This is a genomic window from Blastopirellula marina DSM 3645, assembly GCF_000153105.1.
Lineage (GTDB): Bacteria > Planctomycetota > Planctomycetia > Pirellulales > Pirellulaceae > Blastopirellula > Blastopirellula marina.
The window spans coordinates 790086-814679 of record NZ_CH672376.1; the positions used below are offsets into that span (position 1 = coordinate 790086).

The 24594-nt window shown below is 52.6% G+C and carries 19 protein-coding genes and 3 pseudogenes; 7 read left to right on the forward strand and 15 right to left on the reverse strand.

What is annotated here, in order from left to right; all coding sequences use genetic code 11:
* Nucleotides 1–73 precede the first annotated feature (73 nt).
* Entirely contained in the window at nt 74–5290 is a 5217-nt protein-coding gene (locus tag DSM3645_RS04860; RefSeq protein WP_237564755.1) for a hypothetical protein, read from the forward strand.
* Nucleotides 5291–5394: 104 nt separating this feature from the next.
* Here the strand turns inward: DSM3645_RS04860 and DSM3645_RS31910 are convergent, their stop codons facing one another.
* The 4 genes and pseudogenes from DSM3645_RS31910 to DSM3645_RS31175 all read right to left on the reverse strand — a co-directional run.
* Nucleotides 5395–6075 carry a hypothetical protein gene (locus DSM3645_RS31910; protein ID WP_002650926.1) on the reverse strand — a complete coding sequence of 227 codons (681 nt, stop codon included), beginning with the start codon at nt 6073–6075 and terminating at the stop codon, nt 5395–5397.
* A 90-nt stretch (nt 6076–6165) separates the two neighbouring features.
* Entirely contained in the window at nt 6166–6741 is a 576-nt protein-coding gene (locus tag DSM3645_RS04870) for a hypothetical protein (RefSeq protein WP_002650927.1), read from the reverse strand.
* Nucleotides 6742–7069: 328 nt separating this feature from the next.
* Nucleotides 7070–8131, reverse strand: coding sequence for an IS3 family transposase (locus DSM3645_RS04875; RefSeq protein WP_237564866.1), 1062 nt, complete (start codon nt 8129–8131; stop codon nt 7070–7072).
* A pseudogene (locus DSM3645_RS31175) lies at nt 8101–8202 on the reverse strand (transposase); the annotation flags it as partial. The gene DSM3645_RS04875 and the pseudogene DSM3645_RS31175, both read right to left, overlap by 31 nt.
* 133 nt (nt 8203–8335) lie before the next feature.
* Between DSM3645_RS31175 and DSM3645_RS04885 the strand changes: the two are divergent.
* The gene (locus DSM3645_RS04885) at nt 8336–9937 is read left to right on the forward strand and encodes a transposase (RefSeq protein WP_002650930.1); all 1602 of its coding nucleotides are present in this window, start codon (nt 8336–8338) and stop codon (nt 9935–9937) included.
* A gap of 356 nt (nt 9938–10293) precedes the next feature.
* Here the strand turns inward: DSM3645_RS04885 and DSM3645_RS31180 are convergent, their stop codons facing one another.
* Nucleotides 10294–10815: a transposase gene (locus DSM3645_RS31180; RefSeq protein ID WP_002650932.1), complete on the reverse strand. Its 522-nt coding sequence runs from the start codon at nt 10813–10815 to the stop codon at nt 10294–10296.
* 744 nt (nt 10816–11559) lie between these two features.
* Complete coding sequence (gene kdsB / locus DSM3645_RS04895) at nt 11560–12297, reverse strand: 3-deoxy-manno-octulosonate cytidylyltransferase (RefSeq protein WP_002650933.1); 738 nt, start codon at nt 12295–12297, stop codon at nt 11560–11562.
* Here kdsB and DSM3645_RS04905 point away from each other — a divergent pair.
* Nucleotides 12296–13493 (forward strand): annotated as a pseudogene (locus DSM3645_RS04905) (IS3-like element ISBlma5 family transposase). The gene kdsB and the pseudogene DSM3645_RS04905 sit on opposite strands and share 2 nt — an antisense overlap.
* A 29-nt stretch (nt 13494–13522) precedes the next feature.
* A pseudogene (locus DSM3645_RS04910) lies at nt 13523–13713 on the forward strand (transposase); the annotation flags it as partial.
* A gap of 165 nt (nt 13714–13878) precedes the next feature.
* Here the strand turns inward: DSM3645_RS04910 and DSM3645_RS04915 are convergent.
* The 7 genes from DSM3645_RS04915 to DSM3645_RS30170 all read right to left on the reverse strand — a co-directional run bounded on the left by DSM3645_RS04915 (nt 13879) and on the right by DSM3645_RS30170 (nt 19128).
* A complete protein-coding gene (locus DSM3645_RS04915; protein ID WP_040351619.1) occupies nt 13879–14661 on the reverse strand; it encodes a polysaccharide pyruvyl transferase family protein in 783 nt (260 codons plus the stop codon).
* Nucleotides 14658–15425, reverse strand: coding sequence for a Coenzyme F420 hydrogenase/dehydrogenase, beta subunit C-terminal domain (locus tag DSM3645_RS04920; RefSeq protein WP_002650939.1), 768 nt, complete (start codon nt 15423–15425; stop codon nt 14658–14660). The genes DSM3645_RS04915 and DSM3645_RS04920 overlap by 4 nt, the downstream gene beginning before the upstream one ends.
* Nucleotides 15422–16114: a glycosyltransferase family 2 protein gene (locus tag DSM3645_RS04925; protein WP_040351620.1), complete on the reverse strand. Its 693-nt coding sequence runs from the start codon at nt 16112–16114 to the stop codon at nt 15422–15424. Before DSM3645_RS04925 ends, DSM3645_RS04920 begins: the two co-directional genes overlap by 4 nt.
* Entirely contained in the window at nt 16092–16832 is a 741-nt protein-coding gene (locus DSM3645_RS04930; RefSeq protein ID WP_002650941.1) for a hypothetical protein, read from the reverse strand. Before DSM3645_RS04930 ends, DSM3645_RS04925 begins: the two co-directional genes overlap by 23 nt.
* A complete protein-coding gene (locus DSM3645_RS31760) occupies nt 16833–17462 on the reverse strand; it encodes a galactosyltransferase-related protein (protein WP_002650942.1) in 630 nt (209 codons plus the stop codon).
* Between the two features lie 287 nt (nt 17463–17749).
* Nucleotides 17750–18775: a hypothetical protein gene (locus DSM3645_RS04940; protein ID WP_040351621.1), complete on the reverse strand. Its 1026-nt coding sequence runs from the start codon at nt 18773–18775 to the stop codon at nt 17750–17752.
* Complete coding sequence (locus DSM3645_RS30170) at nt 18772–19128, reverse strand: hypothetical protein (protein ID WP_131282238.1); 357 nt, start codon at nt 19126–19128, stop codon at nt 18772–18774. Before DSM3645_RS30170 ends, DSM3645_RS04940 begins: the two co-directional genes overlap by 4 nt.
* Nucleotides 19129–19367: 239 nt before the next feature.
* On the opposite strand from DSM3645_RS30170, the gene DSM3645_RS30175 reads away from it, so the two are divergent.
* Both DSM3645_RS30175 and DSM3645_RS30815 read left to right on the forward strand, forming a co-directional pair.
* Nucleotides 19368–19736 (forward strand): hypothetical protein, encoded by a 369-nt coding sequence (locus DSM3645_RS30175; protein WP_131282241.1) that lies wholly within the window; start codon nt 19368–19370, stop codon nt 19734–19736.
* 758 nt (nt 19737–20494) lie between these two features.
* Entirely contained in the window at nt 20495–20686 is a 192-nt protein-coding gene (locus DSM3645_RS30815) for a hypothetical protein (protein ID WP_002650945.1), read from the forward strand.
* 38 nt (nt 20687–20724) lie between these two features.
* Here DSM3645_RS30815 and DSM3645_RS30820 read toward each other — a convergent pair whose 3' ends face one another.
* Together DSM3645_RS30820 and DSM3645_RS04955 are read right to left on the reverse strand one after the other, a co-directional pair.
* Nucleotides 20725–21966: a hypothetical protein gene (locus DSM3645_RS30820; protein WP_131282244.1), complete on the reverse strand. Its 1242-nt coding sequence runs from the start codon at nt 21964–21966 to the stop codon at nt 20725–20727.
* Between the two features lie 72 nt (nt 21967–22038).
* The gene (locus DSM3645_RS04955; RefSeq protein ID WP_161603293.1) at nt 22039–23397 is read right to left on the reverse strand and encodes a hypothetical protein; all 1359 of its coding nucleotides are present in this window, start codon (nt 23395–23397) and stop codon (nt 22039–22041) included.
* 229 nt (nt 23398–23626) lie between these two features.
* Here DSM3645_RS04955 and DSM3645_RS30610 point away from each other — a divergent pair.
* Nucleotides 23627–24594, forward strand: a 968-nt coding sequence (locus tag DSM3645_RS30610; RefSeq protein ID WP_161603294.1) for a hypothetical protein, incomplete at its 3' end; no start/stop codon positions are given.

The window sequence follows — 24594 nt, forward strand, 5'->3', positions numbered from 1 at the left end:
CCTGTTGCAGGACGCAGCAGGGAATTACACGAACATAATTCGAGTCATCAAGCATCCAGGGAAGGAAGCTGTCATGTCTCATTCTCGCACGGGGCGTGCAAACGTCGCCGTTACACTGACCATATTGCTTGTGGGCGGATTTCTAATCTTCCGTCCTGGCTGGACGTCACCCGCTGACGAAGAAACAGCGTCTACCCCTAAGTTTAGCTTGAAAAAAGAACCCGGTGGCGAGCCGGTTGTGCCCAAGTACTCCTATCAGGAGATAGAAAACAAGGTCAATGTGCCGAAGCAGGTTTATTTCTTTATCCTGAAAGATTTTGACAATGAGTTCCAACTTACTTGCGAGAATCTAAAACTAACCGGGTCAGACGCCACGATTACTTCCCTTGTGGTTCGGACTGGCGAGGGAATCGAAGTCAGTAAAATTGGAAAAGATCCTGCGAAAAATGGAAATGGCGGCTATGACGTTCCGCTGGATGTAGAAAAATTGAAAAACGTTTTTGATGGACCAAATCAAAAGACGAGAATCGAGCTGGAGATTTTGGCCTCGTATACAACACCAAATCCGGCTCCACTAAATCCGACAACCCAGACAAAACTTTTCCCAACTAATCTACAGCTGGCAATTCCATCTCCTGATTTCGCTGTCTCAACAAACGTCAACTCCAGTCTTGCCGGCGTGGAAATCGATAAGACGGCCCTTTCTGCTACGAGCGTCAAGGGCGTCAATGGAAATCCGATATCTCGCTATTTCCTCAATTCATCAAAATTGTCTGGCAACAAGCAGTTGTCATTTAAATTTAATGGCCTTCCCAATAACGATGGCATATTAAGCCTCTTTCACGATGAGGCGCCGTTGACGTCAATACGTCGAGCCGCTGGATTAAGCGATCCATCAATTTCATTCGAATCGAATCAATTCCTTACCTCAATTGAGAATCAAGGAATACAAGCTATCAAGGCGTTTTGGACCGATAGTTCGGGAACGCAACCGATAACGACTTCCCTTCTCTTCGAAGTCGATACGCTTGGCCCGTTCCTGGAGACTGTCCGTACGAATATCGTCGAGTACACAAATGACTCTCCCGCTAAGGCGATCGTCAATCTGGAGCTTGAGTTTGAACAAGGAGACCTCGACCCTAAGTCCGTGATAAAGGAGAACTTCATTCTTGAGCAAATCACGAAAGAAGGAGGTTTTACTCAGATCTCTTACTCCGATTCCCCAGTGATAAGTTCTGATAATCCGAAAATCGTAACCATCAATCTGGGCGCGATCGATCTGGGGATCTTTCGGTTGCGAATTCCGCAATTTGCAGCCGATAAGTCGACGAATTCGCCATTAAAAGATCTCGCTGGGAATATCGTCGGCTCCAATGGTGCGACTGGCGCTGCTGGTGTCTCGCAAGAGTCCGTATTTGGCGTTGACCCCCAACCGCAAGACGCCGAGCGGATCGAGTATTCAGAATTCTTGCCAACATCGCCCCAACCCGACTTTGCTCGCCGTATTAATCCAAGCGACAAAGTCGAGACCCGCGTGGTGCGGCTGTTCTATTTTCGGGACGCACACCGTGTCGCCCAGCTGATTAATCGTACGGCCGAATCGCTGAATCGTCAGGCAGTGACCTTGGCCCAACAACGGGCCGACAAGCAGCGTCAGAAAGCGGATGAAATTGCTGACGAGCGCCGCACCAAAGAGCGAGCAGCGGTTCGCGCAGCAGAAGAACTGCGCGAAATGGAAAACCAAGCCAAAACGTTGGAGGTGGAATACGCGCGACAAGACGCGGAGCTTCGGCGACAGAAGCTGGAAGAGCAGCGACTGAAAAATAATAAGTCCGGCCTTGAATCGCAACTGAATGCGAACCCGCCCAACGCGAATACCATTCAGAATCAGATTGCTCAACTAGACGGACAGATTAGTTCTCAACAGAACACCGTTGCAATGGCGCAGTCGGTAGCTTTCGCCTTGGCCGCGAGTGCTGATGAGATTCGCAACAATCTGCAAACAAAGCGGACGGCGGCAGCGAAGGCGAACGAAGAAGCGCTGCATCAACAAGCATTGGAGGATCGCGCTCGGGAAGATCAATTTCGGTTGGAAGTCGCCGCAGCCAACGAAGATCCAGACACTTACGCCGCCGGCAAAGTCAATTCAGTGGATTCCGTAGCCCAGTGCTCGGTTAGCGTCATCGGCGAGGGGCTGCTGCAGATTCGCGGGCCACGGAAAGGGATCGATAAGATCCGCACGATGGTCCATCAAATCGACATGCCGCTCGGTCAGGTCAAAGTCGAGATCGTCACCGTTCAACTGAATGGAGAACGGGCTGATCGGATGGAAAAGCCATTAGGCAAGGTCGAGGCGCACATCGGCCTGGGACGGTTTTTAACCTCGCAAAGCCTGATGCTGCTACGACAAGCGGTGGTGGAAGAAGCGACCCGCGTTGCGATGGAAGCAGATCAGGGAAATCACTATCAAGTCGATCGCGACCGCAAATACCTCTACGGTTTCTTCGGACGCGACTTCGTGGATGAATTGTACGAAATGGATTCCGAATTTCTGCGAAGTGAGAATAAGCTGCTCGGCCTCCACTCGATGGATACCACCAGCATACATCAAGCGATGTTCATATTGGCTCTAGCGCGAAACGATATCCGTGAACGTATTCTGCAAAATTTCATGTACAAAGTGCGAAACAATCTCGTGCAAGCCGAGTTCGACTACCGCCGCTCCGCCGAAATCTTTCCGTATCGCACTCATCACTGGCTGCCGCATCACTCGCATGAAAGGATCGATGGAAATACGCTTTATCGAGTCGTCTTGAATAACAACGAGCGGTACCATTTTCGCAGCTTTCTGACCTTCTTCTCGGCAAACGAAATGTTGCTGAATGGCGACGGTTGCCCGCCGACTGGCAACGTCGAGTTTGCGTCGTTTGAAACCGCCAACGCGATGAATCCGATGCAGCGCGAGTTCATTCGCCTGGCGCAAATCTTCAAAGCGCGGCTCATCTCAGAATTGGAGCTAAAACAACGCGTCATTGAACGTGCGATGATCGAAGACTCTCGAGAATTCGACGTGCAGGCCGAGGAACAAGCGGCTAACGCAATTCGGCCCCAAGTGCTGCGAGCGATCACCAATTTGCAAACGCAACGATTCAAGGCGAGCGAGGAACTCGCGAAACAGAGACTGGCGGGGTTTGCAGTGCTACGAACGATTGAGAGTAATAGAGAAAACTTGAGATCTGAGATCAATAGACTTATAGCAAAAGCGCAGCAAACGGTATTGCAGGATGGCCAATTCAAGAGACTAGATGAAATACCTTACTCACTCTTTTTTGGTGAAATGCTATCGCTGGAACAAAAAAAAAGTCTACTCCAGGAATTGAAATCCTTCACAAAATCTCTCGAGCCACAGATCCTAAAGATTGTGGAAGCCATTGAGCAAAACACGCCTGAGCGTGAAAACCCACACCAGGATGATCGTTCGAAATACCTGAGGAAACTGAAAGCCTATACGGCCGCAAACAAACTGATACAGGAATCGGTGGTCACAGACTTCAGTCGAACGACAGTTGATACACCGCTAGGAAAGGCAGTGACCCAGTTTCAAGCTTTATACGAAAGCCTCCTCATAAATGATTATGCCGCTAGTCTTGATTGGCAACAGCAGTATTGGGAAAAGTGTGGGCTAGAATTTGCCGAGTTGCTTGCCGCCGCTTCCCCTGTCAATCTCGATTCGCCTAACGCGATCAGCGATGTAAATATGCAGTTTAACAACATAAAACTCAAGCTAGAGAAGTCAAGCAACAAGCCAGAATCGCGGCAGTTGCTTGCAGCAGCCCAGACATTGATCGATGGCATTCAGCAGCTAGAAATCGCGATCGAGCAAAAAAAGAACGCAGAAGGATTCTTGCACGAGACTCGCCGTTCGCTGCAACACCGCAAGCTGCTCGACTTCTTTATCGAAGAGCAAGAAGAAAAGGTGATTGACCTGCTGGAAGGGACGCGAGCGCACATCTCCCAGATGGATAACTACCTCAAGCGTCTGATGGTGGCGCTGGAGGATGACTTTAATCTGCAATTCTACGAGCCGGCGTTTGTGAGAATTCGCAGTGCCGCCAGCGAGTGGGACGTGACGTTGGGTCAGGTCGAGCGGACGTCGATCTTGACCAACAATCGCGCCTTCGCCAAAGTGACTCCGCAGGCGACGATGGAGTTCGACCTCCCGAAGCGTGATATCGCCATCGTTGAAGCGTTTGACGGAGCAAAGGCGCTCTTGCAAGATTACGGCGCCCTGGCGAACGATCCCACGTTTTTGGCGGCCGCTCAGTTGATGGGGGGAGCGCAGCCGAATGGGGTCGTGCAGAACCTCTATCCCAGCCTGCCTACGAACAAAGATGAAGAGCGGTTGGGATTTAGCACCCCGCAGCCCAACCAAAGCGGGTCGGCGCTGCAAGACTTAGTGCCCGATCCATCGATTTACAAGTTTGAAACGGGAACCGGCTTTGAGATTCGGCCGGTAATCCAACCAGACGGCTATTCGATCATCTACGACTTCAACTACATGTACACGACCAATATTCGTGAACCTGTCCAAGCAGATGAAAAACATCTGGGACGTATCAAGCGACATTTTATCAACACTCAAGTTCAGACATCGAGTTTTGAATTACGATTGATCAGCCGCTATCAAGTGGCGCTGAAGGCGGCGCGAACTTCGCAAGGGGTTCCGCTATTGCAGGATATTCCCGTCGTCGGCCTGGCGTTTCGGCCGCTTCCAAGCGACGAGTCCTCGATTCAGCAGAACGTCATCCTTGGGCAAACGGTAGTCTATCCCACGCTGTACGACTTGATGGGACTACGTTGGGCTCCGAGCGTGGTGGACCTGAATCATACGAATGCTCGAGATGCGGAGCACACCGTGCGAGGAAGATATCAATCGGTCAAGAATTCGATCGACGAAATCTCGAAGAAGAGGTTCGATGACTTTATTGGAACACCTCGTGAAACTCCCCAGCATCATCGCCCTGACTTGTATCATCAGAACGAGTTGCCGTCTCCCTATCATCCCAACGGCTATCGCTATGAACAAATGAAACCGGAAAATGATCCAACCGGGCGCGGATTTGAAATTCCCGATCGCAGACCGATGCCGGAGTATTCGGAACCGCCGTATGACCCTCGTTACTTCCGTCCCATTCAGCCCGAGAGCTTTGGCACGCAAGATTACCCAGCCGAATCGGTTCCCTTTGGACTCTTGCCGGCCCCGCTAGAGCAAGTCGGACCGGGCCTGTAAACGATTGAACAAGTAATTGGAGTTGTATCCGCGTTTAGCGAATGAATCAAAGCAACAGTTACTGATGTTCGAGTTTCGACAAAGTAGCCCCGCTTGAGATGACTTCAGTTGCCTTCAGGAGTTGAGCCTTCAGGAGTTGAGCCTTCAGGAGTTGTGACTTCAGGAGTTGTGACTTCAGGAGTTGTGACTTCAGGAGTTGTGACTTCAGGAGTTGTGACTTCAGGACCTGCAGGGTCGGAATCGCTCTCTTCTATCTTTTGTAACTGAATTCCTGGGCGGTTGATCGTGCTGTTGCTTAAGGAAAGGGGCCCCTGTCCAACACCGTTAATGCTGAATAAGCTGGCGCTGATTCCAGAGATTTCGATATTGATAGAATTTAACTTCGTTGGAGGGGTGTCGATTCCTAGGGAAATCGGTGTCGCAGATTCCGTGAAGGCCGGTTCGACTGCTCCACCCGTTTCTGCCTCTACCTCTTTCATCTTGTTTTCTGTGACGGAAACATACTGAATATCGCCAGGAAAGAAGAGTAATTTGCAGGTATATACGTACAGCTTGCTATCGCAACAAGACTCTTGTCTTTGATGCTGTATCGACAGGGTTAAATGCTCTGAATCGTCTCGCTCTAGCCCGATTTCTTTTAGCTCCAGGGCTCGATGTCTCCCTCGAGCTTTGACATGGTGAGAAAAACCATTTCCGCGCGTGACCATTACTTGTGAGGTGAACGGGACTTCGAGAAAGAGTTTCGCATCATTTCCACCGGCTTCAAGAGCCGGTGTGGCGGACATGACTGCGAGGCATAGGCTGAGGACGATATGCTTTGGGCATAGAGAATTATCTCGTGTCATAAGTATCTCCGGGAGGCGGCATGATTTGGATCAGCCGATGAGACAAGTCATCAACGTAGACTCATTTGTTTGGAAGGGAAAATTCTGCGAATGATGCCGACAAATAATTGCCGCCGCATTTTCTTCTCCGGGAAAATTCTGAACAACATGCGATACAAGAAAGTCTCTTCGCATACATCCACCGTTTTGCGACAATATTCGCCGCATTACCATAGAAACTCTGGCGGGTAAATCTAGTACTGCTTGTTGACTGAGCAGGCTTATGTTCGACGGTCGGCTCGCGGCTTGCAGCGGAGCAGGAGCTGTGGAAAATGAGGTATCCGCCAGTTTGAGTGGCGGCTGATCTGTCAAATGCTCGCGTCCGTCAATGTTTACGACGAAGAACTCGGAGCTACCACTTATTGCCTTAGCGACAATCATCGTGAAAGCCTTCGCGGCCTGTGTTGATACAGAAGCATCGACTTGTGCTGCAAGCAATTGCTGGAGCAAAGTGATTGCTACCGGTGCTTGGGCAGCAGTAAGGATCTCTTTGATATCACCTGCAACCAGCTTTTCGACTTCGGACTGTTGACTAGATGCCGCATCGCTTGCTTTCTTCTTTGCCATTCCTATTCTCCAGGACTGCCTAAACTGCCAGCCCTAATACTACCCACTCAGAAGAAGGCAGGCAACTCTTTGTGAGGGTTTTTGTTATTCGATCAGCTGTGCTCAATAGTTGCCGCTAAGATGCGGCCATGATGCAATTCGATCGCTGGTCAATACGGTTTCCAAGATTCTCGATCGCAATTGAGAATAATTCTTTCGGAGAATGATAAAGAAAGTTGGATCTAAATGCATCATGCACTGCGAATGTGCTGGGACAACCGTTTTGGTAATTGCATGTTCGCTGTGCATCGCGGCGTACCTGGCCTGCCCCAATTTTCTGTACCAAGCGTTATGAAAGATTGGTTTGGGAAACAGGTAACGATTCAATGGAGTCGCTGTGCTGCTGGAACGGAAGGAGCGCAGCGACTGAAGTGGAAGCAGCACAGCGGCGCGCGAACTCGGCCGGGGTCAGGTAGCCGAGCGAGCTGTGCGGGCGGTTGTGGTTGAAGTCCTCGCGCCAGGCCCGGGCCTTGATCCTTGCGTCCTCCAAGCTCAGCAGGTCAGTCTGGTGCAGGTATTCGTCGCGAAGGCGGCTGTTGAAGCTTACGCACAAGCCGTTTTGCCAGGGCGATCCTGGTTCGATGTAGAGTACTTCGACGCCGATCAGGTCCAGCCAGGTCTTGATCGCGCAGGAGATAAACTCTGGCCCGTTGTCGCAGCGAATCCGCTTCGGCACGCCATGCATCGCGAACAGCTCGGCGAGCGTATCGATCGCGTCTTCGCTGGTAATGCTGCGGCCAACCTTGATCGCCAGGCACTGCCGCGTGTACTCATCAACGATGTTCAAAAAGCGGATCGTCCTGCCATCGATCGTCGATGACTGAATGAAATCCCATGTCCACACGTCGTGCCTGAACCCGGCCGGTTGCACGTGGCAAGCGTTCGTCGAGACGCCTGTCGCCCGCTTTTTACGGCGTTTTTGCGGAACTTTCAGCCCGGCCGCTTTCCAAAGTCGGTACATCTTTTTCATGTTCAAGGTCTCCCCCTCGCGCCGCAACAGTTGACAGATCTGACGATAACCCCAGCGCGGTCGCTGCCGTACAAGCTCTAAAATCCGCTTGGTCAGACGCACGTCTTCGTCCTTCGGCTTCCCCTCAAATCGTTGGCTCGATCGAGGCTGATCGAGCACGCGACAGGCCCGCCTTTCGGAGACTGAATACTTCTCCTGAAGCTGCTTGACCGCCGCGCGTCGCGACTGAGGGGTGGTCAGTTTCCCTTGGCGATCTCCTTCAGCATCGAGATATCCAAGGCCTGATCGGCGACGATCTTTTTCAGTCGATTGTTCTCTTCTTCGAGCGACTTGAGACGCTTCGCCTCTTCGCTCTTCATCCCGCCATACTGCGATCGCCAGCGGCTCAAAGTGGCCTCGCTGACTTCCAGCGCCTGCAGCACTTCTCCGACGCTCTTGCCAGCCGCCACCATGGCGTCCGCGTTCCGCAACTTCTTGATGATCTGTTCGGCCGAATGCCGTCGGAGCTATTGTCAAATGTCGACGGGGCGGCAAAAAGTCGACAGTCGGCGTTGTGGGAATTGTCGTTCGCGATAGATTTAGAGCATGCTTACCTTCGGCGATCATCAGAACGGGGATCTTTTCGATCCGTGGGAACACCTGGGGCCCAAACGACTAAAATTACTGGAACGAAGTTGGGCTGGTGTTTTTCGAGAATTCCTTCTGAAGCAACTACCGGTTGGCAAGCTGGCCGAAGCGTTCCGGAAGGATTTGGGACGCCCGACGAAGGACCTGTACGTTGCCTTGGGAGCTCTGATTCTTCAGCAACTCCATGATTTCACGGATCGACAAACGACGGAAGCGGTCGCGCTGAACATGACTTGGCACTATGCATTGGATATCAGGCGGGATGCTGATGCGTACCTGTGCGAACGGACGATTCGTAACTATCGCCAAAAAGTGTTGGCCGCGGGGCTGGATCAGGTTTTGTTCCAGACGCTGACCGATAGGCTCATCGAAGAAATGGGTGTCGATACGGGGAAGCAACGTCTCGACTCGACGGCGGTAAAATCTGCGATTCGCGGACTGACTAGGCTAGGAATTCTGGTCGAGGCGACCAGCAAGTTTCTACGTGAACTAAAACGAAAGCATGCGGCACTTTATGCGGATGTTGCTCCGGATACCATTCGCAAATACGTCGAGCGTTCGGGCGATGGCTGTTTCGGTGATACCCGCCCGAGCGAATCGAAAAAGCGCTTGCCAGAAGCTGCCCAAGATGTTTTTGAACTGATCCAACAATTCCGCGCAGCCGAATGTTCGACGCTCGAAAGTTATCAGTTGCTCCGCCGAGTTTTCGATGAGCAGTGCGAAGTAGATGAAAACTCAGCGACTCCTGTATCCGTGAGGCCGCCTCACACGACTGCATGTGCCCATGTGATCAATCCTGCCGATCCTGACGCACGCTACAACAAGCATCGTGGACCAGGATATCTCGTTCAGATCATGGAAACGTACGAGGAAAGCCACCCTGACGAACAAGAACAAGCTGATCCTCCGAAACCAGACTTGATAACGTACGTGGCAGTCAATCCTATGACGATGCACGACAAAGATGCCTTGACGCCTGCGATGGACTGCACCGAACAACGTGGTGTGAAACCCAAAGAACTTCTGGCAGACTCGCACTATGGATCGACGGAGTGCCTTGAAAAAGGGCGTGCTCGCGATGTCGAAATCGTCTCCCCGGCGCAAACTCCCAAAGGAAAATTGCAAGGCAAATTGACGCTAGAAGACTTTGAACTCGCTGAAGACGGACGCATTACTCGCTGCCCCCATGGCCAAGAGCCGAAAGAGACAAGCGTGGCCGGCATTCGTCTCCAAGTTGTTTTTACACTCGAATCTTGTGCGACTTGTCCTCATCGGGAGCGATGCCCCGCTTCTTCGGTGGGACGTAGTTCGGCGCGTTACCAATACACCCATGATCGTGTTCATTTATGGAGGCGTCGCCAAAAGGAACGGGGCAAGGAGTTCCGAGATCGCTATCGGTGGCGGGCTGGTGTCGAGGCTACGATGTCGCGGTTTAAATATCAGATGGGAATGGCTTCGCTACGAGTTCGAGGCATGACGAAAATCACCTACACGGCAACACTCCGCGCTCTCGGACTAAATATCCAGCGCGTCGCCGCCTATCGCCTGAAAACCGGGTAAGAACGGCAAGCTACACCGACACGTCCAGAATGAAAGGTCTTGCGTCCCCTCCTGCAAACTTGAGCGTTCCTGTGATGGACGTAAAAATGTAATTCAATCCAGGCGAAAATCATGAATCAGTAGCTAAACCCACGCCACGCGTCTCACTTTTTGCCGCTCCGTCGACATTTGACAATAGCTCATGCCGTCGTCGCTTCTTGCTCATGAAAAATCCTTCGCCGAAATTGGCTCTAGACTTTCATAACATCTGGATCAGGATTTGGGGAGCATTCCACTGTTTCAAGCCACGCTCCCCCGCAGGGAGCGGTTAAGCGTTAACTGTAGCGTACCCGCAGTGACTGAAATAGTTAAGGCACTCACTTGGAGTGAAGTTGCCGAGGACGCGGCCGCACAGATCCCAGAGCTTGTCGACCGTTCGTTCGGCTCCAACACGCAGCAGTTTTTTGAGCTTTGAGAAGGCCAGTTCGATTGGGTTCAGGTCCGGCGAATACGGGGGAGAGAAAACGCAGTTCTGCGCCAGTCTTTTCAATGGCTTCACGGACGCCCCTGACTTTGTGACTCGACAGGTTGTCGAGAATGAATACATCCCCGGCGGAAAGCGTGGGGGCCAAGTGCTGCTTGATCCAAGCCAAAGAAATCGAGCCGTTGATCGGGCCATCCACGTTAAGGGGCGCCCGAAAACCATCGGCACGCAGCGTTCCTAGAAAGGTGGTCGTCTCCCAGCGACCGGCAGGAACATGCTCGATCAGCCGCGTTCCTTGCTCTGAGCGGCCGTAGGTGCGCGTCATGTTGGTCTTGGCCCAAGTCTCATCAATGAAGTCCGCTCGCTGCGGATCGATCTGCGACTGATCCCGTTTCCATTGGGCCCGCTTCTCCATCACATCTTGTCGTTGCTGCTCAGCGGCGATTAACGTCTTTTTTTTCGAGTCATTTTAAGAACGCGGCAGCCTTGGCAAACGGTCCAAAGCGATACTTCAACACCCAGTTCCGACTTCAAATCGGCTTGAATTTCTTGTAAATCGATGTCCGGCCGTGCGTCGATCTTCTTCGCCAGCCAATCGCCCCAGTCATCCCATGAACGCTTGCGTATCCGCGTCGTCTTGGCTGCTACCTTCCCCGACTCACGCCACTGTCCGAAAGTTGTGGGCTATCGCAATCATCCACCGCTCCCCAAAGTGGAATCTAAGTTAGTCGTGGACACGACCAGGTCGTATTCCACTTTGAAAGTGAATTCCGCAACCTGCTACAGCTCAAGCCGTTACGCCAATCACTTCCGTTATGATTGCGGCGTTCAAATCTAATTTTGACGGCTTGAAGCAGGTTTTCGATCCTTTCCAAGACGGAATGCAAAGAATCCGATCTCCGGTAATTGGGGCATCACGTGAGGGATTAGAGCCCGGTTCAACGCTTGATTCGAGCTAGGCGACTAGGGGAACGCCGCCGCGACCGAGAGGAGCGGGCAAATCACGCAAAGTTGAGAGTTTTTTTTGTCGCGCGGCAAAGAAACTCCATAGCGAGACTGAAGTTCGAAAGGGGTCAACTCGACGGACGGCGAAAATGAAGACACAAGTCGCGCCGACTAAGCCTGCAATTCGGCGACTTTGCAACTCGCGTAGTGACCGCTAAGTCGCTCTTCTTATAGCCTGGTGTCGCTCATAGTCTTCGAGCGTGTCAATTCCTTTGACGTGCTCATCTACAATACCAACACAAATGTGGGCTCCCAGTTCTAGCGCGCGGAGCTGTTCCAGCATTTCGGCCTTCTCCAAGTGTGTAGCAGGCGATTGGGTCAGTCGGCGTAAAAAGGCATGTCGAAAACCGTACACACCGATGTGCAAAAAAGCTTGCGGTCGCGCGCATTGAGAAGCGTTTGTCCGCCAATAGGGAATTGGACTGCGACTGAAGTAGATCGCTCGTCGCGTCAATTCAGAGAAAACAACTTTGACGCAGGATGGATCGAGGATTTGCTCCTCCGCCCGTATCGGTATAGCAAGTGTTCCCATGTCTGCTTCAGGGCTGCTATTGATTGCGGCAATTAGTGTCTCAATTTCGCTCGGCCGAATCCCGACCTCGTCTCCCTGAACATTGAGAATTAGGTCGTCCTCACTACAAATGCCAGATGCGACTTCTGCAATGCGATCCGTTCCACATTTATGCTCGCCCGTTAATACAACCATGGCGCCAAAACTAGCGGCGACCGTGCGAACCTTTTCGCTATTGGTTGCAATCACAACTTGGTCTACAGACTGCGATTGGCATACTGCCTCCCACGTATGCTGAAGTAACGGCTTCTGGAATGCTCCCCAAATCCTGATCCAGATGTTATGAAAGTCTAGAGCCAATTTCGGCGAAGGATTTTTCATGAGCAAGAAGCTCCGACGGCATTCGGCCGAACAGATCATCAAGAAGTTGCGGAACGCGGACGCCATGGTGGCGGCTGGCAAGAGCGTCGGAGAAGTGCTGCAGGCGCTGGAAGTCAGCGAGGCCACTTTGAGCCGCTGGCGATCGCAGTATGGCGGGATGAAGAGCGAAGAGGCGAAGCGTCTCAAGTCGCTCGAAGAAGAGAACAATCGACTGAAAAAGATCGTCGCCGATCAGGCCTTGGATATCTCGATGCTGAAGGAGATCGCCAAGGGAAACTGACCACCCCTCAGTCGCGACGCGCGGCGGTCAAGCAGCTTCAGGAGAAGTATTCAGTCTCCGAAAGGCGGGCCTGTCGCGTGCTCGATCAGCCTCGATCGAGCCAACGATTTGAGGGGAAGCCGAAGACGAAGACGTGCGTCTGACCAAGCGGATTTTAGAGCTTGTACGGCAGCGACCGCGCTGGGGTTATCGTCAGATCTGTCAACTGTTGCGGCGCGAGGGGGAGACCTTGAACATGAAAAAGATGTACCGACTTTGGAAAGCGGCCGGGCTGAAAGTTCCGCAAAAACGCCGTAAAAAGCGGGCGACAGGCGTCTCGACGAACGCTTGCCACGTGCAACCGGCCGGGTTCAGGCACGACGTGTGGACATGGGATTTCATTCAGTCATCGACGATCGATGGCAGGACGATCCGCTTTTTGAACATCGTTGATGAGTACACGCGGCAGTGCCTGGCGATCAAGGTTGGCCGCAGCATTACCAGCGAAGACGCGATCGATACGCTCGCCGAGCTGTTCGCGATGCATGGCGTGCCGAAGCGGATTCGCTGCGACAACGGGCCAGAGTTTATCTCCTGCGCGATCAAGACCTGGCTGGACCTGATCGGCGTCGAAGTACTCTACATCGAACCAGGATCGCCCTGGCAAAACGGCTTGTGCGTAAGCTTCAACAGCCGCCTTCGCGACGAATACCTGCACCAGACTGACCTGCTGAGCTTGGAGGACGCAAGGATCAAGGCCCGGGCCTGGCGCGAGGACTTCAACCACAACCGCCCGCACAGCTCGCTCGGCTACCTGACCCCGGCCGAGTTCGCGCGCCGCTGTGCTGCTTCCACTTCAGTCGCTGCGCTCCTTCCGTTCCAGCAGCACAGCGACTCCATTGAATCGTTACCTGTTTCCCAAACCAATCTTTCATAACGCTTGGTACAGAAAATTGGGGCAGGCCAATGCTGGAGCGGATCATGAAAGAGATCCGGCGGCGAACCCGCGTCGTGGGAGCGTTCCCGGATGGTCAAAGCGCTCTGATGCTGGTCGCGCCCGGCTACGCCACATCGCCGGCACGCACTGGGGCACAAGGCGTTACCTCGACATGGACCGCCTCCGCGAACCGGAGGAGCGAGAAGACGGCAAAGTTTAAAAAATTGTTTTTGCAGCGCGCAGCAAAAACAATTTTCCAGAGCCAGGCTGAAAATCAAAAGAGCGCAACTTGACGGACGCTACCAAACGATCCCCGCATTTGACGAGCAAGCTGCGGGAATCAGCGTATACGCACTGGGCAGCGTCAAGGTCATCCGTCACTCGGCTAATAGGCAATATCGTGCGGGAACGCTGCCACCATCTGGTCCATACTTGGCGGAAGTAAATAGCAGCCCTCGTCCACCCACCAATCCCGGCACTGATGCAAAGAATGAAAAAACTTGGGCTGTCCGGGATGTCGCCCCTCCCGATGAACCAGCGTGGACCAGACGTCCCGCCACTTCGCCGTAAGATTCGCTTTCTCCTGCCGATTCAGAAATAATCCGAACGGCACCCCATAAGCGATGCAGGTAATCGCAACATGTAGACTCGACGTATAAACGAACTTGGCATAAACCAGCCGCTCGATCTTCGCCGTGAGCAAATCGCCGTTAATGATCTCTAAATTGAACGAATCAGCGACATATCCGAACCGACGAGCGTGCCAGTGCGGAGCATGTAGCAAATAATCCTGAGACTCATGGACCACCGGATGAATCATAGGAAGCAAAAATCCCGGATCACCCACAGGTAAAAACGAATCTGCCCCAAGAGTATCACGAGTTTGATAACCACGGACTCCCCGAATGTCTGCGTCGATACCAGCGATGTCACCGCGAGCATGACCCTGCCCCCAGACAACGACCTTCTCATGGCCACGTTTCGCAGTATTAACGTAATCCCGGTAAAGTTCGGAACCAATCGAAAGCAGCACAGGCTTGTCTGCTGGGCCATGATGAGAAGGTACGTATTCATAGCCAAAATAACCCACGATCAACGGTATTAAGGCTTCGCCAAAATTGAGCGATTCACAATCTGACCTCCAGTGATAACAGGCAATCTTCTTCATTCCCGTTTCTTCCTTCGCATGAGAGATTTGACGGATTGCTGATATTTCTGGTGAGAGATGGCCGTCATTTTGATATTGGCTTCTGTGAGCCACGGAATCAGGGATGGATCATTGACGCGAAGGAGGGTCATGCCGGATTCGCCCGAGAACATCGGCAAGAGTCGCCACGGATCACCCACGACTAATTGTGGAGATTTGTTATAGAGGGTGCAGCCGCAACAGCGAGGTGGCTTGTGATGGACTTCTTCATCCCAGGCACGTCGGAAATTGAAGGGGAGGATTCTCCCGTCTAGAGTTTCAATTCGTCCCTGCCCAGGCCATTCACCGGTACGGTAGATGAATCGTTTCACATCCTGTGGAGTTAGGTTTTGTCTGGTGAGTATTCCGTATGTCCAGGCTGGTGATGGGACGCGACCGCATTGGAGTTCAATTACGAGGGGGAATTGTGATCCGAGCAGGAAGGCTTTACTTTGGCAGGGGAGCGTTGTTATTGCGTAGCGTTCGTTTTGTTGGATTCGGTCTCGGACGAATCTAGTAAGAGGGATGTCTTGGTAGATACTGTTGGCGCAGGGGCTGAAGAGTTTTTCGGTGTCAGAGGTGATTTCGACGATAGGTTCTAGCCCGCTGGGCATGTGTGGATAAATGATTTTGTCTACGAGTCCAGATCGGAGTGCATGGGCGAGCACTTCTTTGACGAATCCACCAGATGTGGAGAGTTGGCGTATGTCTTGGTTTTTGGAATACGCGAGGAAGTAGTGGCTCATGATCCCCAGCCGTTCGGATTCACTACTCCATCTCCTGCGGATTCCACCAGAGCCATCATCGCCTCATGCCCCCGCTCCTTATCCCGCTCGGGATAGTGCTGTGTTCGTTGACCATCAGAATGATGCAAGCAATCAAGGAGCCCTGAATCGGAGCGAAAGTTTTTTCCCACCTTAGCTAGACGCCGGAACAAATCTATTTCCTCATAGCCCCACCGATCAATTTCTTCCCGGTACCCCCGCACGCTGACGAACGCACTTGTCAGAACCACGCAAGAGCCCGTCTTACCTGCATTCTTCCGCATAAACGCCCCATGAGCCATCACCAAACCCGGCTGTCGATTGAACGCTGCCAGAATCTGTAACAACCAAACCTGTTTCGGCAGAATATCCGCGTCCAAGAACACGAGCAGTCCCCCCTCCGCCACCCTCGCACCGCAATTTCTAGCATGACTAGCATTGAAATAGGGAGGACATAGAGCTTTTGGCCGAACCACCTTCACGTTTGCATAGTTCTTCTGAGCCCATCGTCCGCATTCTTCTGGATCGGCATAATCAACGAGGATATACTCACCCGCTCCCAGGGCCAGCTGACGAGGAAGCGAACGCTGCAAGTGTGACAGTCGCCCCTTACACGTCACGATCACCGAGCAATCCTCTAGACCGTACTTATTTATGCCGGAACCAAGCATCGCCCCCCACCTCGTACTTTTTGAACTTTGACGCCACTTGTGACCCCCACCCGATCTTGTCCCAGTATCCGTACTTCAGAACCGTATAGTTAAACAACGACATGTCCGAAGACGTTTTCAAGCCAGGGCTGTAGGCTTTGTGGTTCGTCGTTAGGATCTGGAGAAAATCAATTACATCTTCCGTATAACCACCGAAAATTCCCGTATTCAGTAGCCTCTTGTCTCCGTTCTCTTTTTGCACCACTTGTCGCCAATCATCGACGGCCAAATATTTTGCCTGCCGATTCCACATCCAGTTGTGGTACATGTTCTTGTCATACTCATAACCCGCGTAGAGTTTGCCCTTCTCAAGATGCGGGAACGGGTCGTGCCACATTTCCACATCATCAATATCCAGCATGAACACTTTTTCGGGACGATGCTTCTCCAGCCAATCTAGCTGGGCAAACCACCGGAAAGCATTAGGAGTGAATCTCGTGTCAGCTTTCACCTGTTCGATCGTGAAAAGGTCTTCCTGGTGCGGCATGAAAGTGTTGCTGAGCACGACGAACTCGATACCCTTGTCATTGATGCTCTTTCGGAGTTTGGCGTACGAGTCGTGATTCTGAGGCTTCCAATACTTATTTCGTTGGCGATCCTTCGTGTGATTGAAGTAAGACGCGAGGATGACATTCTTGAAGGTGCGTGGCTCCCGACTCTCTTGGATCTTCGCTTCCATTTATTTTGCCGCCTCTCGTTTCCGCTTTCGGAGATTCTCGTTGCGGATTCTGCTATTCCTACGTGTGCCCTTTCTTGATGAAGGCGGGTGCCAGATGTGGAAGAGTGGCCCCTGATATCGCTTGTGTGGCACGCGATCCTTAAAATCGCCGTCTTCGTGTCCCCAGCCCTCGAACCTTTCGTCCATCCTATGTTTCATGAAGAGTTCGTGAGTAATGACCCATATCCCTCCGACGGCAGGTTTGCTTCGTGTCTTGATAAACCACTTTCCTCTAACGCGACTAGAGGGGTTTTGATTCAATATCCACCGAGCTTGCTTCTTAGTCGTTCGGCAAGTGCGATTGTGCGGACAAATCATTTCTTCGTCCGTCACCTCTCGCACCGCTCTGCTGAGCGAATGGTCGCAAATGATGCAATCTGCATCGGCGATAACGATTACGTGCCCTGGGTATTTGGCGATCGCCAGATTGAGCAGCTTTGACTTATTGAATGGCTCTTTGCTGTCATCGACAGCGAGATGAATGCAGCCTTCGCCGAGTCTGTGTTCGTAGTATTTTACTACCCACTTTAGGCCCTCTTGTCTGCTCTCATCGGGTCTCCACGGTACGATAACTTTAACAGGCCTGTCCATCTTCTGCTCCGCAAGTGTGCCTTGGCTGTAGCGATTTGGGATTGGTTATTTTGTGTACGGCTCAGAGTGGCTTCAAGTACGCGATTGATCTTGAACTCATTCCTTGATCGGCTCAGCGGATCGTTGAATACGTGCTGTCGCGATGTGATCATATCGTCTCAAGACCCAATCGCGGCTGTCTCATATTTGCAAATCAAGTTACTATACTTAAGCGGCGAGAATATCAATTGGCAACTGTTCTCTTGTTTCTCTGTGGATGATGCCGCCAGGGAATGATGACTTTTACATCAGGCATGGACAGGCTCCGATTCAGTCGCCAGCACGCTGTCGAGATATTCACGCATCGGGGCGTTGAAGAATTGATGGGTGTGATTCAGCAGCTTATGCCGCGTCGCAAGCTTGTCAGTCGACTTGCAGATCCTCGTAAACTTTCTTCCCCAGTCCTCCGCCGCTGCGGAGTGATGGCAGTTGAAATAGAGACATTCAAAATTGCGGTAGTTGTCCATTAGCTTGTGCTCGGCTTCCATGGCCAGAAGCTTTTCGCTGAGGAATGGCTGGGGCATGTGGGCGGCAAAATCGTAGGTGGGGCGATTATTATCGATTAGCCACTGATATGCCGCCGCTCGCGTGCGAGCCCACGCGTTTTGCGGCTTCCATGCCAAATACCGCTGCTGCGAGACGTGTCGCACGTATTTTGGCGTCGCCGCTTCCTTAATGGTGAATGGTTTGACCCAGTACACGTCATCCATCATCCAGATAAATTGGGAAACGTGCTCCGCCGCCATAAGTAGCTTGCTTAGGCAGTCTTTGAATGCATGGTGCGGACGCGGGCTAATGCGCGGCTTGGCGATGAACTCGCCTTCGTACCAGTCTGGTTTGTCGCCGACGACAATGCAGCGAGCGGACGGGTGCCATTTCTGCACAAGTCGCATGCTATACCACAGTTCGTTGCGTTCGCCTTTCGCTTTCGCTCCCCCGGCCCAGTAGGTCCACACAAATGGCCAGGAGTCGAGATCGGGGTCGCGGGGGTCCTCGAGCTGTTTGGCCTGGTCGATTGCTTGCCAAACCCAGCCACGGGCGATGTGGCGATTGAATGGCATCGGCAGGCGGCGAATCACGGCGGGAGATTTTCCCCGCTCTGTCCAGTAGTTGACTATCTCCTCGAATCGCTCCTCACAGCCGGAGCCGCCCCAGGCGTCCATTTGCCGGGCATAAGCTTCGCACTTCGGACAGGTGAAGAATTGCGATGGGGCAATTTCGCGGAGTTGGGTGCCTGGTCCAATGTTTTGGGGTCTATCGCTCGTGGCAATCATGGGTTGTCGGTCCTCACATAGTCGGCAAGACGCCATACGCTTGATTTTTGAGTGATCGTGCAGGAGCCGTAGTGCGGGCAGGACAAGACTTTAATTTGAGTTCGCCCATGGCAGGCAAGGCATTCCGCGGTTTGGATTAATCTACTTCTACGCGTGCAGTCAAACATTTTCCCCCGCTCCGTCCAGTATGTGGTGATTTCCTCGAACCGCTCCTCACAACCGGAACTGCCCCACGCGTCCATCTGGCCGAGATAGTTTTCGCAGCTCATGCAGTCAAAAAACTGCGGCGGTGCAATTGCCTTAAATTGTGTTCCAGGTCCGCCGCTCGGTGGTTTTTCTGCTGGCGCAATCATAGGTTTTCGATCCTTACACAGTCGGCAGGTCGCCGCGTCCTTGATTCGTTTGGTGATCGTGCATGACCCGTAAATCGGGCACGCGAAGGTTTTGACTAGGACATTTCCTTGGCATGTGGGGCACTCGACGGCGCTGGTTTCCTGTCCACGATGCTGGCAGTCGTTGTCCATTTTTTCTTGATCCCGGCAATTTCAGGAGCCACAATGGAGAGGGAAGTTTTTTATTTGGGTGTGGAAAAATGCAAAAGCAACAAATTCAAAACGTGGCGACGGTAACTCTACTGGTGGTCATTTCTGCGAGTGGTGGTTACAAGCTCGGTTTTGATTCAAGTAACGCAAGACAAGAGGCAATCAGGAGTCAGTCTTGGCATATTCAATCGCCTCCTAATCCGGGGGCAGAGCGTCGCGCATTGCAAAAAAACGTCGAACTTGAATATTTGTTGCGAGAGTATCAAGGCATGCCAGCCGTTGTTAAACCTGAAACCTCGCCTGCTTGGCAGTGGATTGAGTGTGATTGGATTCCATGCAATGAATACACGTCTGGTGAATCTCGCCCTGGCAAACCTGGGTCATTTGAGGGCCAAATCTACATTGCGACCGATGGTTAAATTTCTGCATCCTGTCTCGTCATTCATTTGCAGCAGATATTGATACGCTACCTCCATTGCATAGCCCGCTCCATCCTCCAGATGAATACGGGATGCTCATTCCGGAAATAGAAGTGGCGTCAACGGGATTCGTTACAGATTTCCTGAAAATTATCGCATAGATAATCGTTCCGCCAAGAATTCCTACCTCGATAACTCCTGGTGTAAATAGTACGTAAACCGTATGAGAATCGCCTCCTCCACAACTTGTCGCCCCACTTGCCTCGAAGTAGCACGGGTTTTCTGTTGACTGAACTGCGACGAAATCTCGATTGAATGAATCGCAGTCATCGCAATCACCGCCCGTAACATCTGACACTGAAACACGAATCCGTAGCGGTGTTGTTCCTGCTACGCATTGATCGCAATCGTCGCCAATTTCAATTTCCTCGCTGGCCGATTCGCTCATCGAATCCGACATGCTTTCGGACACGCTCGACGCCAAATCACTCGCCTCGCTCGAGCTGCCAGACGACCCACTAGAAAAACTCCCCGCTGATTCGCTGTCGGACGATTGGCTGTAGACATAGCTGTCGCTGCTCAGGCTGTACGAGCGCGAATCCTCGCTGGCCGAATCGCTCTCGCTGCTCGCGCTCTCCGATTCGCTCGAGAGGCTGTCGCTGCTCTCGCTGGAGAGTGACGAGTATGAATAGCTGCTGGCGTGGCTCGATTCGCTAGAACTCAAGGAATCTGAACTCGAATCGCTGGACGAGGATGAGTTGCTAGATTCCGAAGAGCTGGAACTGCTCAAGCTACTTTCGCTGGATGACAAGCTACTTTCGCTGGACGACGAATTGCTCTCGCTGGAACTGCTGGAGCTTTGGCTCGACCCCGACGATGAACTGCTGGATGAGTCGGAGCTACTTGAGGAACTGGAACTGCTGGACGAACTCGACTTGCTTGATCCGTAGCTACTGAAGCCCGAATAATCCGATATGCTTGTCACGTTCTAAACTCCTGGATAAGCACTGCGGATAAAGCGTTCATTGGCCTCAAATTGCTCGCGTGTTCGATCAGGAAACCGTTTTCCAAGGAAGCCTTTACGAATCGCACTCAGTCGGACTGTCAGTTCCACGACCTCATCGGACTGATCAGAGAACCGGACCTGAATGATGCCGTGGACAACCTTAAGGCCTACATTTACTGGAGCCTCACAAGCGAAACCGCATGGTTTCATCGTATTCGGTTCGCACACTGCAATGAACTTGGGATCGATTCTTATCTCCCCATCACGCTGTGGAATCTTGACGGTAGCAACGTCCTCGAAGCGAACTTCAGGCATTTCCAGAACGAACAATGCGGTGAATCCAGCGGGGCTCCAACTGGCTGGCACGATGGCCGTACTCTTGTCCGACTCGCTACTGGACGGCGGACTTTCCGGTTGACTCTCGTCGGACAGGCTCTCCGAACCGCTTTCTGAGAGCGACTGGCTTTCACTTTGCGACTGGCTTTCGGACAGGCTTTCGCTTTCTGAAAAACTTCCGCTCTCGGATTGACTTTCACTTTCGGATTGGCTGGAGCTATAGGATTCGGAAGAGGAAGACTCGCATGGCACCTCAAACGTTTCAGCGATAATCAGGTCGCCAAACGCGTCCTGGACCGCATATGCATAGGTGCCGCCACATCCCGATCCACTTCCTCCTGAGTAAGGGATATCGTCGTCTGCGATGATCGGATCGGGGCCAGCGTTCCAGGCCAGCGCCTGTACTCGCTCTCCGTTCACCATTTCGTACTGCAGGCGGCTGTTGCCTGCTTTTCGCCGCATCACCCAGCAAAGGCCGCTGCCCATCACCAGATGTTGTGTCAGAAAGTCGACGTGGGCAGGCGGGATAGTGCTGATCGGCTGCAGGATAAGAGCAGTTCTTGGAGGCGACAAATGGACGACTCGATAACGACTCTGCTCTGGATCGCTGTCGTCGAGGCAAGCGAGGCCAACGTCGCCCGCTACGCCAAAGAACTGATAAGGAGGGTTGCCACCGAGAGCTTGACCTGTTTCAAGATTGTAGACGTCAAAGCCTGAGTCTTCTGGATCGGAGTAATTGGGGTCCGGGTCATCGCCCTGCCAGTAGCACCGATGACCGTCGTCATCAACATAAACCTTGGCAGCGGCCTTGCTCGTTTGCTTGGTCAACGGCGCCGTCAGTTCAAACTTGACCCAGAGTGCCTTGCAGCATTCACAGGGACTACTCATCTTCGTCTCCATCCATAGCGGTGGCGATCAGACGCACCGCTTAAGGGTTCCAGGAATTGGGCCAAACCACGCCTACTGCGCCAAGGTATCTGAAATGGTAGGAGACGATGAGCTAGGCAACTGAACACCAAACATTTCCCGGAACGCAGCCTGGAACACACCCTCCGTATTGGAGACGGAAAACGTGAAACGATCGCCAAGCCCGAAGATTGTGGGGCCACGAACGATACCAACCCCGATTCCACCGCCGTAAGTCACCGGTGCAATTCCCAGGTCGTCGATATAGACGCTTTTGCCGGAAGTGGGTGTCCCTGACCAGCGAATCACCAGTTTGAAGTCGGATGGGATGGAGGCGGGCATCGCCACAAAGAACGCCCTCGTATCAAACGCGGTGGGGAGACTCGCCGAAGCAATCTCAATCTTCTCCGTGCTACCAGGCGTGTAACCTGTTCCTTCAAACTGGATGAGGAAGGTACCCGAGCCAATGCCGGAATCGGCCAAGATTTGGGCACTTACCAAGTACAGTTGTTTCCCCGTGACAGTTGAGTCGCTGATCGACTGAGAAATCTCAATAGAGGCTCCCCCGGTCGCGGTGTACTTCAATGATTTTTCGCCATGGGAGACGTCAGCAAGATTCGTGTTCTCGAAAATCTCGTTTCCGGCGGCGCCGGCGACAATATCCCAGCCATCTGGCACATCGGGCGTCGTGAACTCTTCAAAGTCGGGATTGGTCAGAATGGACTCTGTCGTGTCGTGGATTTCGCGAACCGTTCCAATTTCGCCGGAGCCTTCGGGGCCTAAACCATAGGGACCAAGGGGGTCGGGGTATTCGCCTTTCCAGGAAAATTCAGCCGCTTCATCCGCCTGCGTACATTCCAGGGTCATGCTTTCGCTCGGTACGGCAAGCTCGGTCTTCCGTCCGGCATATTCGATCATCGCGGGATAGCTAATGCCGGAACGGGATCCGGGAGAGGAGACGCCATCCAAATCGTCGGTAGTAAAGACCTTTCCGTTCCCCGCATTGCTTCCCCCGGCAGACACACTTCCAATCGTCACCGTCGATTCTTCAATCGTCTGGGAATCGGCGAGCATCTGCTGAAACAAGCATTTGAGAATCTCATCCTGGTCGTTTGTCGCCGCGCTGATTTGTCGAAGCACTGACGATGGATCTTGCAGACGCTTCAGGGCATAACCCATAAAGGTTGCCCGCTGATCCGCAACCTGTGCTTTCCACCCTTCGAAATCCGCAGACAGGCCCTGGACAGCTACGAATTGAGGCCCGGCGTTCAAGGCATCCAAAATTACCTTGCGAACCGCGTCGAGTCCGGTCGTTCCATCGTTCGCTTCCGCGAGAAACTCGTTGTAGTACTTGATGTACTTGCCTAGGTGAGTGAACAGGCCGTTGTTCGCACCAGTGTAATCAAGAGACATTCCCGGTAACTCCGTTAAGTGTGTTTGATCAGCCCAGGCCACCAGTCGAGCTTTGCCAAGAAAAGCTCGCGAGATTAGAAATAAAAAACGATTAACAAATTCAGTTGAACCAGCCTCGTTGACCGGATAGTATATCGTCCGCCATTCGGGGGTCAACACTTTTAGTGGAAAGACATGCTCCGAATGGGCTCCTTCATCTCTTCGCGGGATCGCTTTGCAAGGAACGGCCATGGTTAGCATGAAAGCGGATTCATCCAACGGTTCCAATCGTCGCCCTCGTCGCTTTGTGATTTCCTTATCAGGCTCATGCTGCTGCTCTTGCACCAGCAAAAGTGACGATGCTAGCGCGGAACAGACAGCAAAGGATTGCAGCTACTTCAATGGCTACTTTGAAGTAATGCAAAGCAAGTCTGATCCGGATCACTATATTCATCAGTTTTCAGGCGATGCACCGTTCAAGGCCAAGACGCTCGAATTTCGCTTGAATAGCGATCCCAGCCAACCCCAAGGCTGCATGCATGCCTGCGCATACATAACGTTCGGCGATAATTCGGATGGAGATCCGGTCCGCTCTGTAGCCTGGGGAACGGTCGTCAAGTCGATTGATCAACTCGGCCCGATGCGGCGCAGAAGCACCAACAAGCTCTGCTGCTGGCCCCATCGCATTCGCGTGAATCCCAGTCCAGTCCCCGACTACGTCACTCCTCAGCCAGAGTGGATGCCCGGCAATCCAGACGATCTCAACCACGCGCCGTTCTGGCCGTCGCTCGATTTCGACCTAATGGAGGACAGCGCTTATGCCCCAGTGCGCTACGCCAATGGGGAGCTTCAGTTGCGCATCAAGGACCTGAGCTCAGAAGCGTTTGGGATTCCTTGGGGGCATACGCGCATTTACAGCAATCGACTTTCCCATAGTCATGACTATGGGAATGGAACTAACTGGATGGTGCATGAGTGGCCGACGTTGGTGGAGTTCAAGTCGCCAATCACGCCAGCGCCTGTGGGAGTCACCACAAAAGAAACTCGGACGGGATGCTCGATTGTTCTCGTGCGTGGGACGCGAAACGCCCTGTGGTTTGACGAGACTGTGGACAAAGACGGCAAAACGAATTGGGAGCCGCGATTCAATGCTCGTCATGTCCTGCAACATGACACTGAAGAGCACCTAATCCGAATTTATGCACCCAACGGTCATAC